General features: G+C 54.1%; 14 protein-coding genes. 2 read left to right on the forward strand and 12 right to left on the reverse strand.

Annotated features, from left to right (window positions below; all coding sequences use genetic code 11):
* Positions 1 to 62 precede the first annotated feature (62 nt).
* Positions 63 to 230, reverse strand: a complete 168-nt coding sequence (locus VNX88_09625) for a hypothetical protein (protein HWY68913.1) — start codon at positions 228 to 230, stop codon at positions 63 to 65.
* A 246-nt stretch (positions 231 to 476) separates the two neighbouring features.
* On the opposite strand from VNX88_09625, the gene VNX88_09630 reads away from it, so the two are divergent.
* The gene (locus tag VNX88_09630) at positions 477 to 752 is read left to right on the forward strand and encodes a hypothetical protein (GenBank protein ID HWY68914.1); all 276 of its coding nucleotides are present in this window, start codon (positions 477 to 479) and stop codon (positions 750 to 752) included.
* 112 nt (positions 753 to 864) lie between these two features.
* Here VNX88_09630 and VNX88_09635 read toward each other — a convergent pair whose 3' ends face one another.
* From VNX88_09635 to VNX88_09665, 7 genes are all read right to left on the reverse strand, one after another.
* Positions 865 to 1,041 (reverse strand): hypothetical protein, encoded by a 177-nt coding sequence (locus tag VNX88_09635; protein ID HWY68915.1) that lies wholly within the window; start codon positions 1,039 to 1,041, stop codon positions 865 to 867.
* Between the two features lie 996 nt (positions 1,042 to 2,037).
* Complete coding sequence (locus VNX88_09640) at positions 2,038 to 2,343, reverse strand: hypothetical protein (GenBank protein ID HWY68916.1); 306 nt, start codon at positions 2,341 to 2,343, stop codon at positions 2,038 to 2,040.
* 101 nt (positions 2,344 to 2,444) lie between these two features.
* Complete coding sequence (locus VNX88_09645; GenBank protein HWY68917.1) at positions 2,445 to 2,588, reverse strand: lmo0937 family membrane protein; 144 nt, start codon at positions 2,586 to 2,588, stop codon at positions 2,445 to 2,447.
* 77 nt (positions 2,589 to 2,665) lie between these two features.
* A complete protein-coding gene (locus tag VNX88_09650) occupies positions 2,666 to 3,352 on the reverse strand; it encodes a lipid-binding SYLF domain-containing protein (GenBank protein HWY68918.1) in 687 nt (228 codons plus the stop codon).
* Positions 3,353 to 3,811: 459 nt separating this feature from the next.
* Positions 3,812 to 4,882 carry a response regulator gene (locus VNX88_09655; protein ID HWY68919.1) on the reverse strand — a complete coding sequence of 357 codons (1,071 nt, stop codon included), beginning with the start codon at positions 4,880 to 4,882 and terminating at the stop codon, positions 3,812 to 3,814.
* Complete coding sequence (locus tag VNX88_09660; protein ID HWY68920.1) at positions 4,795 to 5,073, reverse strand: hypothetical protein; 279 nt, start codon at positions 5,071 to 5,073, stop codon at positions 4,795 to 4,797. The genes VNX88_09655 and VNX88_09660 overlap by 88 nt, the downstream gene beginning before the upstream one ends.
* 78 nt (positions 5,074 to 5,151) lie before the next feature.
* A complete protein-coding gene (locus VNX88_09665) occupies positions 5,152 to 5,379 on the reverse strand; it encodes a hypothetical protein (GenBank protein HWY68921.1) in 228 nt (75 codons plus the stop codon).
* A 395-nt stretch (positions 5,380 to 5,774) separates the two neighbouring features.
* Here VNX88_09665 and VNX88_09670 point away from each other — a divergent pair, with 395 nt between their 5' ends.
* A complete protein-coding gene (locus VNX88_09670; GenBank protein ID HWY68922.1) occupies positions 5,775 to 6,377 on the forward strand; it encodes a hypothetical protein in 603 nt (200 codons plus the stop codon).
* Between the two features lie 297 nt (positions 6,378 to 6,674).
* On the opposite strand, the gene VNX88_09675 is transcribed toward VNX88_09670, so the two are convergent.
* The 4 genes from VNX88_09675 to VNX88_09690 all read right to left on the reverse strand — a co-directional run.
* Positions 6,675 to 7,073: a hypothetical protein gene (locus VNX88_09675; GenBank protein HWY68923.1), complete on the reverse strand. Its 399-nt coding sequence runs from the start codon at positions 7,071 to 7,073 to the stop codon at positions 6,675 to 6,677.
* Positions 7,074 to 7,089: 16 nt separating this feature from the next.
* Positions 7,090 to 7,746, reverse strand: coding sequence for a response regulator (locus tag VNX88_09680; protein ID HWY68924.1), 657 nt, complete (start codon positions 7,744 to 7,746; stop codon positions 7,090 to 7,092).
* Between the two features lie 127 nt (positions 7,747 to 7,873).
* Positions 7,874 to 8,044 carry a hypothetical protein gene (locus tag VNX88_09685; GenBank protein HWY68925.1) on the reverse strand — a complete coding sequence of 57 codons (171 nt, stop codon included), beginning with the start codon at positions 8,042 to 8,044 and terminating at the stop codon, positions 7,874 to 7,876.
* A gap of 168 nt (positions 8,045 to 8,212) precedes the next feature.
* On the reverse strand, positions 8,213 to 8,729 hold a 517-nt coding region (locus VNX88_09690), incomplete at its 5' end, for an ice-binding family protein (GenBank protein HWY68926.1).

Here is an 8,729-nt window from a genome sequence, read left to right on the forward strand (position 1 = left end):
TTACGAACGGAAGACGCAAGGGTTTTTGGAAGAGTCGCGCAACCGTTCGCGGATCATTGGGTTCAGACTTTTGATTTGGGCGTGCTCGTCTCTGCCACTCGTTGTTTGGTTTTCTTCTTGTCTTTCTGACGGCCTCTATGATTTTCATTTCCATCCACTACCTGCTCGGGAAGGATCTTCTTTAATTCTTCTAGCTTCACCTTCTCAAACCGGATCTTTGGATCGGTCATTGTTTTCTGCCTCTGTTCAAAAGTTAACAGCGATTGCTGCATACGGGGAGACTCTTTAACTTGGCGCGTTGTTTCGGCAGCGTTTGCAAATGCGTCATTTATATAGCACTTAGCTTGACGATAACTAGGGGGTGAGGCGCTTTAGCGGTATGTTTGCGAAACGCTCTACAGGTTATGGTTAGGTTTTGGTATGATTCGTTAGGTTAGTGTCAGGTTAGCGATTCGAACATCGCGATTGGAATTGCCGTGAACGCAAGGAAATCAAAACGTCGCTTCGCCACGATGGCGCAGACAGATGTGCCTAAGGGACGAAACGGTAAGCACAAAGAGATTGTCACAGCGATTATTGCCGAGCTTGACCGTTTGGAAGATGGCGCCGCGCTCAAGGTAGCGCTGTTGGAACTGGACGACACCAAAGAGAATGTCCGTTCCGCGCTGAACCGCGCAACCCGCAAACTGAATAGGCATGTAGCGACCGCTGCGGATGCGCAGTTTCTCTACGTTTGGAACGTTATTAATTAACTGTGACTAGCGGCGCGCATGCCGCCGGCGGAATACTTTCGCATCCTCCGGAGAGCCCATTTGCATTTCGCCCTGAGGGATTAGGGTTACGCGACCCTCGCACTTTCAACCCCTATTCAGCCACTTCTGTGATCTTGTATTCCTTGAGCCGCGGGAATGCTTTCTGGACATCTGTCCAGGCTAGGCGGATCGTCTCCGCTTCGCTCTTGCCGACATAGCGGTAGAAGTCGATTGCCTTCTGTTTCGCTCGCTCTTCCTCAACGGTGAGTTGTGCCAGCTTTTTATTCATTAGGATTCCTATCTAAGCTCATGGTTCCCGATCTGGTCGCTGAGGCAGAGTGTGCACCTACATCCGGCGACTACTTCCTCAAGGTTTCCTGCTCTGCTGCTCATTGAGAATCTGGTCAGCAAGGTCCAGGTAGTGCGCGTCAGGCACGCTCCAGTTTCGTGCTGTCCTACGGACGCGAGTTTCGAGGGATACTCGAAAGTGTTGTCGTGCACTGTTGAATGAACCTCTGAATCGCGACTCATGAGCTCTCTGACTCGTGGAGCTCTTATATCTTGCCGTCATTCTACCCCCCGATTTCCCTATGGATCCATCACACGCTGATTCGGAGGCGCGCACTGTTCACAACTGCTCAGCAAACTGTTCGGGCGCGCCTTATAAAAGAAACACTGCTCGAGATCTTTGCCTTGTGGAGGGCGGTATTTTGCGCAGCCGTAGGGAAGTTTGTTGCAAGGGGCAAAATCAATGAAGACACGCAGCAGAGTGGCTGCCCGGCCGGCAGCACTGGAACGACGAGGGTTGGAGAGTTCTCGGAAACGATCGGCCGCATCGCTGCGGGAACACAATGATGTGAAGAGTCGGCCGGCCGCGAAGAGGACACGCGGCTCAGGAGCGAGCCCACCGGCCCTATTGCCGCAGGTGGAAGCCTGGATCACAGCCTGTAGTGCGCATCCATAGCCCGCGCACTCCGACGTTTTTGTCGAAAATGAGCAGAACAGGCCAGAACTGCTGCTTCGTACTTAGTAGTCTTCAGACATGACAATGCAACAGATCCCCCGCAGTTTGGAAGATTCGGCCCTTAAGACGGAAGATCCAGAGATGACCATAGAACTGCGAGCGCAGTCGGTATTCCTGACGGAGCGTACTCCACGCACACTCTTTGGGAGCAATCCACTGAGGGCGAGTAGTTTAGTAGGAATTAGATACGTTCCCCTGCGCACACTTCGTCGTGGCAGTCGGCGATAACTGATCGCCCTGCGGCAGGATGGCGAGCGGGCCTCACCTGGGCGGCAATTCCGCGCCCTGTTCCTGCTTTTGGGTTGCCAGTTCATTAGCAAATTGATTTATCAAGTTGGCCTGGCCTGCAATGAGCACATCATCTTCCGGCGCCGGAAGCTGGCCTATGGCGCGGTCGACTGCGCGCATCAGATCGTCGGATGCAAGCGAGTACTCCTGATTATCAATGCGCAGTCTTACAAAGCTCAAAAACCTCGGATGCGTCTTGATCTCAATCTTCCGCGCGCCCGTGTACTTCACGCCGTTCATCTCATAAATTGTCACGGTACTTGTAATTTCAGGGCGCATCAGCCCTCCAATCCTTATCGACCAGACCAGAACTTTCCCCAATCGGGTCGTCCTATGCCGGCAATTCCCGGTAAAACAGACTCGCTCTCGGGAGTCCGAATTTATGCGCGTCGACCGCTCAGCAGGTTGACGACCAGGACTACCAACGCAACAATCAGCAGCAAATGAATCAATCCCCCGGCTACATGGAAGCTGAAGCCCAGGAGCCAGAGGATGAGAAGAATGACGAAAATGGTCCAAAGCATTGTGGTGTCTCCAGTGCGTATGTCGAAAAGCCTGGGATGCTGTCGGGTGCTCGCAAGGCGCACCCGACGGGTATTGGTTATGACTTGCGTTTGGCTTGAGCTTGGGCGCCGCCCACTGCGGTCAAGAAAATGTGGGCTGACGCGGGCACACGCACTCGGCCTGTCAGTACTGCCTCGGTGTTAGCTTTGCTCCCGTAAATGGCGCGTGTGGAATCGTCGTCGCGCCGCACCGATGCGCCTTCCAAGGTAGCTCCAGCGAATGCACCTTTTGCGCGGGAGTAGGTCAGGATCTCGGTATCCAGCTTCCAGTCTGTATTGGCGGATGCATGCCGTCCCACAGGTCCGGCAGCAGCCGAGGCATCGCCGCCGATCTCGAACTTACTCGCAATCAGGCGCTGCATGCCCTTTTCGTTCAGGATCATGACCAGATCCACTGCCTCGACTCCAATTTGTGCGCCAAAGCTCCCACCACCCACGGTAAAGAATGCGGGCGCGCTCCAGCCCTTAGCAGTACGGCAAGTAGCCACTCCCTTGCCCTGTTTGGCGCCGACGATAAAACCACCCTTCATCATGTGGGGGACAACCGCAACGCAACGGGCGCTTTCAAGTACTTCTTCGGGAATTCCCTGATCGGGAGCAGCAAGAATTTCATGCAGCACCTGGGCTGCGTTGTCCATTCGATCGACGGCATCTTTTCGCGCCGATCCAGCCCACGATAAGTTAGCAAAGCCCAACACTACTGCGAGCAACAAAAGTTTCTTCACGATTACAGCCTCCATAACGCGCTTAACTTCGAGTAGAGTTTCAGGCGTGACCATAGCGCGACGACAACAACGCTAACAGCAGCAGTGGTTGTAGTCTGGTCAAAACCGCTCTAGTTTCGACTCCATCTCGGGAGTGATCGGCGTGGTCTCTTTCGATCCGCATGATAGGCGCAGCTTTGATTTGACTCAGATTCGATGCGCGCGCACAACAAACCTCTTCGGTGCTGGACCGACAAAATAAACTTCCCTTGACCGCGGACACGGTTCGCGACCAGCGGCAAAAGCTTCAAGGCCCAGACAGAGAGCCTGTCGGAGAGAACGATTCCCGAACCAGGAATCAATCTGTTTCTTGGAAACAAAATCACGAAATTGAGACGTTTGAAAACCGCAAGGATGGGGCGCCCGATTCCCTTGAAGTTCCAAAGTGAAACAGGCAAGAACAGGCTGGGCCATCCGCCTCTACCCAGCTGCGCTCATCGGCCTGACGGCATGTGCGTGGGCTAATTGATCGGAAAAGCTGGCCATCGTCTGCTTGAGTTGCGAGTCCACTTCGTCTGCGATGGTCATCACATCCGTGAGCACGAGGGACAAATCCAGAGAGCTCAGATTAGTGCGCAGGGTTTTGAATATGCAGACTTGAAGGATTCGCGACTCCTCTACGAGCATCGTCGCAGTGTAGCCCTGTTCACTACGCACCCTTCCATGAGCAAGAGCGGCCAGGGAAACCTTTGCCTTACCTTCATCCACGTGAGGCGCTCGCAGTCTTTGAACGAGTTCCCTGAGTAAAGTCGGTAGATGGCCGGTTCGTCCTTCATTACTGAGTGGGATGCTCACCAGGTCTTTGCTGCCGTTGACGCGAGCCATCCAGTCCGAGATGGTGTTCGATGAATACCGTTCTAAGACGGTCGCCACCGGTTCAGGAACTCTCACATCATGATGTTTCGGTTCGCGGAGTCTGTTCTTCAGCAATGTGACAACGTGTTCAGGCGCGACCGGAGTCATGAGGATCTCGTCGGCTTGCGGAAGAAGCGCGGAAATAGACTCCCTCAAGGCTGGATACTGGCTCATGATCACGGTGATAGCGTCCGGATGAAAGTGCCGCATTGTGTTTACCAATGTGAATCCATCGCCGGGTGCGGGAATGTGAAGATCACAAACCAGCGCGGAAAAGTTTTGGGCGGTGAGAAGAATTACGGCTTGCTTGACAGTGGATGTCGCAACCACTTCGAAACTGCTCCTTTTGAATGCACTGTCCAGAGCACTTGGACCAGACGAATCGGATTGTACGAGGAGGATTCTAGGTGGAGCGGCCTTCTGAGTTGGGGGGGCGGTGATTTTTGAGTGTGTCACAGCGGCGTCCTTCGTGCCAGCTCTAAATGTAGGCTTTTCACGATTGGGAATCTGAGCAATATGGAGCAACTCTGTTGATTCCAGAATGCCGGCTAAGCCGCGATCCTGAGTTTCGCGGCAGCCAACAGATTTGAGACATCCCGCAGCGTCGTCAGCAACCGTGACGCCAGGTAATCGCATTGAGGTTTGCTGATATTCGGTTGTTGCATCTGCAGACATTCCTGCTGCGCATCGTGCAGACGGATCGCCACTCCCTTGGGAAGAAGACCTTCGTGTGGCAGGAGGGAAGAAACGCACTTCAGATAGGAGATGCTCAGCACTTCGTTGGACGGCGCAATGTCACAGGTTAGGAGTTGAGATATGTTAGACAATTCTTCTGCGGCATATTCCAGTGCAACACTGCAATCCCAATCCCAAGATCCCGCGTGATGTGGCGATTGAGTCACAAATTAGCTCCAGACCCACGCGTTTCTGCATTCACGTTCTAACCAGGCAGCGACCTCCGCGTGGAGGCGAAAATGCTTGCGTAGTTCGTCGTCCGTAAGAATACGCCAGGTTTCTGTACCAATTCGGAACTCAATCGAAGAGTCCACGATGCGATATTCATTTGCCGGTACCAGGGCACTGGCACAGATCGTTAGTTGCGGGATGTAATCGCCGACAATACTCTCATGCATTACCTTTATTCTGATGCCGGGCGAGTGCATGGTGGCACGAACTGAGTCTCACAATATTTAATTCTTGCCACGGTCAATATTGAACAGACAAGTCTCAGGCTAGAACCGTTTCTTTGTCTGGGAAAGGATCGACAGCAGCGAATAGGTCAAAACAATCCGACAATAAGCGGGGCGCGCACGCGGTCAGGGCAGGAATCTGAGCAAGAGTGCACACTGTGGGATCTTGCCTTGCCTCGCGCCAGAAGTGACCGGTGTTCACTCTTGACCAGTGCGCAACACCACGACAGCGCATAGTAGTTCTAGCTGAGAGCCCCCAGACGAAGCTAACCTCAATGACCTTGCTTCTCTCGGGTTCTCTACGGAAAGCACTGCAACACGTCCCAAGGGAGGACCTAATGAAAGCACTTCAAACGCATTTGCTGACTTTTGCTCTTGCTCTAGGCAGCACCACAGTCGGCGTCATGCGGGCCACTGCGCAGGACAGAGGCCACGACCAGGAGCAAGGCCAGGATCAAAACAGGGCTCATAACGACAGATCAGGCAGCCCTGCCTACCAGCAAGGTGTGCAGCACGGCCAACAAGATCGGAACGATAACCGCGACCGTCACTATCGAGGACAATACGATAACAACAATGATCGAGCGGATTATCAGGCGGGATACGATCAGGGCTACGTTGGAAACAACCAGTACAGACGCGACGGACAAGGACGTGACACCTACAATCGCGACACTTACGGTTCCCAAAATGGAGCTTACAACCGCCAGGGCAATCAGGCGCAACAGGTCGGCTATCAGGATGGCGTAAATGACGGCAGCGCCGATCGCCGAGCAGGGCACGGTTCTCGGGCAACGCAGCAGCAGGCTTACAAACACGCCGATCACAACTACAGTCCCGCTTACGGCGACAGGCAGCAGTACAAGGACATGTACCGCCAGGCATACCAGCAGGGTTATCAAGAGGGGTATAACGGCGGAGCTTCCTACCGTCGCCGTTAAAACTATGCAGGGATCGGCCTTGCCTTGCTCAGGCGAGCGGTGCCGATTCCTGCTAAGTTGTTTCCACGCCGATAGCTCAAAGTAGACACGTGCAACCGTTAATGGTGTTGGTGTCTAAAGTCACGGCTCCATTCCGGGCCAGCGCTATCAAACTTTGCGCCGGTTGTGATTGCGCTTGATGTTAGTGCCAGTATGTACTGGTGACAATTGACCTACTCTCGACTAGAGCTGTTTGTTGAGCAGCGGAAGTGCTTCAGGGAAACTGGTGGAGCACGGGCTCTGGGGCAGCGTGGCGCATCAAGCGATACGACGCATGTCCCCGTGTGGTTCTGCGCTAAATAGAGGTGCCATTTGGCGCAGTATGACCATCAGTTCTGAAGCCAGCCGACGTGCATGTTCTGTGCTGATCCCTCTTTCCTTAGCATGCACATACTTTGATTGAGCGCTGAGGAGCTTCGCGGTAATCCCGATTGGCAGGAAGTGCGTATTTTCCAGCAAGGAGGATATGTACGTGTCGTAAGCGAGCCGCAACGCATCCAGCGGCGCGATCTTGTCACTAGTAAGCAGTTGTGCCGCGGCAGTTGACTGTTCGCCGGCAAACGCAAGGGTGACCGCGGTATCCCAATCTTCAGAGCCCTTCATCAATTCGTCCTGCAGCAATTCGGGCAATGATGGCGTTTTCCCCGAAAGCTGCATTGCCTTTCTCCACCGACTAGGCGCCCGCTTTCCCGGCAAGGGAAGCCAGGGCCCGCGTTCCCTTTTTAGGAGATGCTACTGAAAGAGAAAAATCGATGATGTAGCGCACTTCATTAAGGCAGAAGATGCAAGGTGTTTGCATCACGGCAGCGTTCACTTCCGATGAAACGGTCAGCGGAAAGGATCGCAAACACTCCGTGCATGTCAGCACGATATAGGGTATTCCTCTGGAGTCTTTGCCGTTTCGAGGAACCCATATCGGAGCGGACTGCCGTGTGTGGGCGATAGTCCGCGAAGCGGAAGTTCGAAATAAGTCGGCGACGAGTTTCAGCAGAGTGCCTGGGGTGTCGGTACCCTTGGCGTAAAACGCATCGGCAATTACCCCTCCGGGCACGGCATCGCCAGCCTCATAGGCGCCACTCATGGCGACAACCAGCATCTGCGGGAAGCGGCGGCGAATCACGGAGAGAAACTCGAATCCCGACATCTGCGGCATGTTCAGGTCTGAAATGACGAGTTCGGGCACTGTGCTCTTCATGTGCAAGAGCGCATCGAATCCATTCTCTGCGCTCGAGGCTTCGTATCCATTAGCGATCAGTAACATAGTCACTGTGGCGCGAATACTATGATCGTCATCGACGATCAGGACCTTTCTTTTGGGAGTGTTGGACATAAGACCTCCTTACTACATTGCGAAACTACGTTGAAAACCGCGCGAACTTAAACCTTTCCACAGTGCCGGATACTCACCTTTAACGCCAAATACGGCACCGGTAAACAGGCCTTGGCGTTCCTTCCAATCACTGCTCTGCGCCGTCGTAGCCGTTGAGCCGGGGGAATCCTTTCTGGATGTCCGCCCACGCCAATCGGTCTGCGTCTACTTCGCTCTTGCCGACGTAGCGATAGAAATCCAGCGCCCTCTCTCTCGCACGTTCTTCTTCCGTCGTGAGGTGCGCTAATGTTTTCTTCATTGAACTACTATCTGAGCTCAACGGTTCCAATCTGGGCGGTCGCAGTAAGTGTGGTTCCGTATCCGGTGACCGCTGGGGCGTGATTCTTCGCTCTTGTTTGCGTTTCTTGAGCATCAGAGTAATTCCGCGTTCCGGTCGTGCTCCTCTTCTGTCTCCACGCCGATAGCTTCAAGGTAGACAAGTGCAACCGTTAATGGTGTTGGTGTCTAACGTCACCGCTCCATTCCGGGCCAGGGCTCTACCGTCAAACTTTGCGCCGGTTGTGACTGCGATCGATGTTAGTGCCAGTATGTTTCCTGCAAAGACGGAATTCGTTCCCAGAGTGGCCGAACTGCCCACCTGCCAAAACACATTGCAAGCCTTGGCGCTGTTAGTGAGGACAACGTGGCTGCCGCTGCCTGTGATGAGCGTCGAGGATATTTGGAAGATGAACACAGCATCCGGATTGCCGTGAGCGTCAAGTGTGACGTCTCCCGTGATCCCAATTCCCGATGTGGATTTATAAACTCCCGGGCTGAGGGTTAGTCCACCCAGGTCTCCGGAGACGCTGGAAGCACCAGACCGTCCAGCAGCGTCGTTAAACGCAGTGATCAAGTCGGCCTGGGCTTGCGCCGCCACACCATCGGCTGCATGAGTAGTCCCGCTCACGAGTCCCGGCGGGAATCCAGTCACTGCGGTACCCGGA

The sequence above is a fragment of the Terriglobales bacterium genome (genome assembly GCA_035567895.1).
Lineage (GTDB): Bacteria > Acidobacteriota > Terriglobia > Terriglobales > Acidobacteriaceae > Gp1-AA112.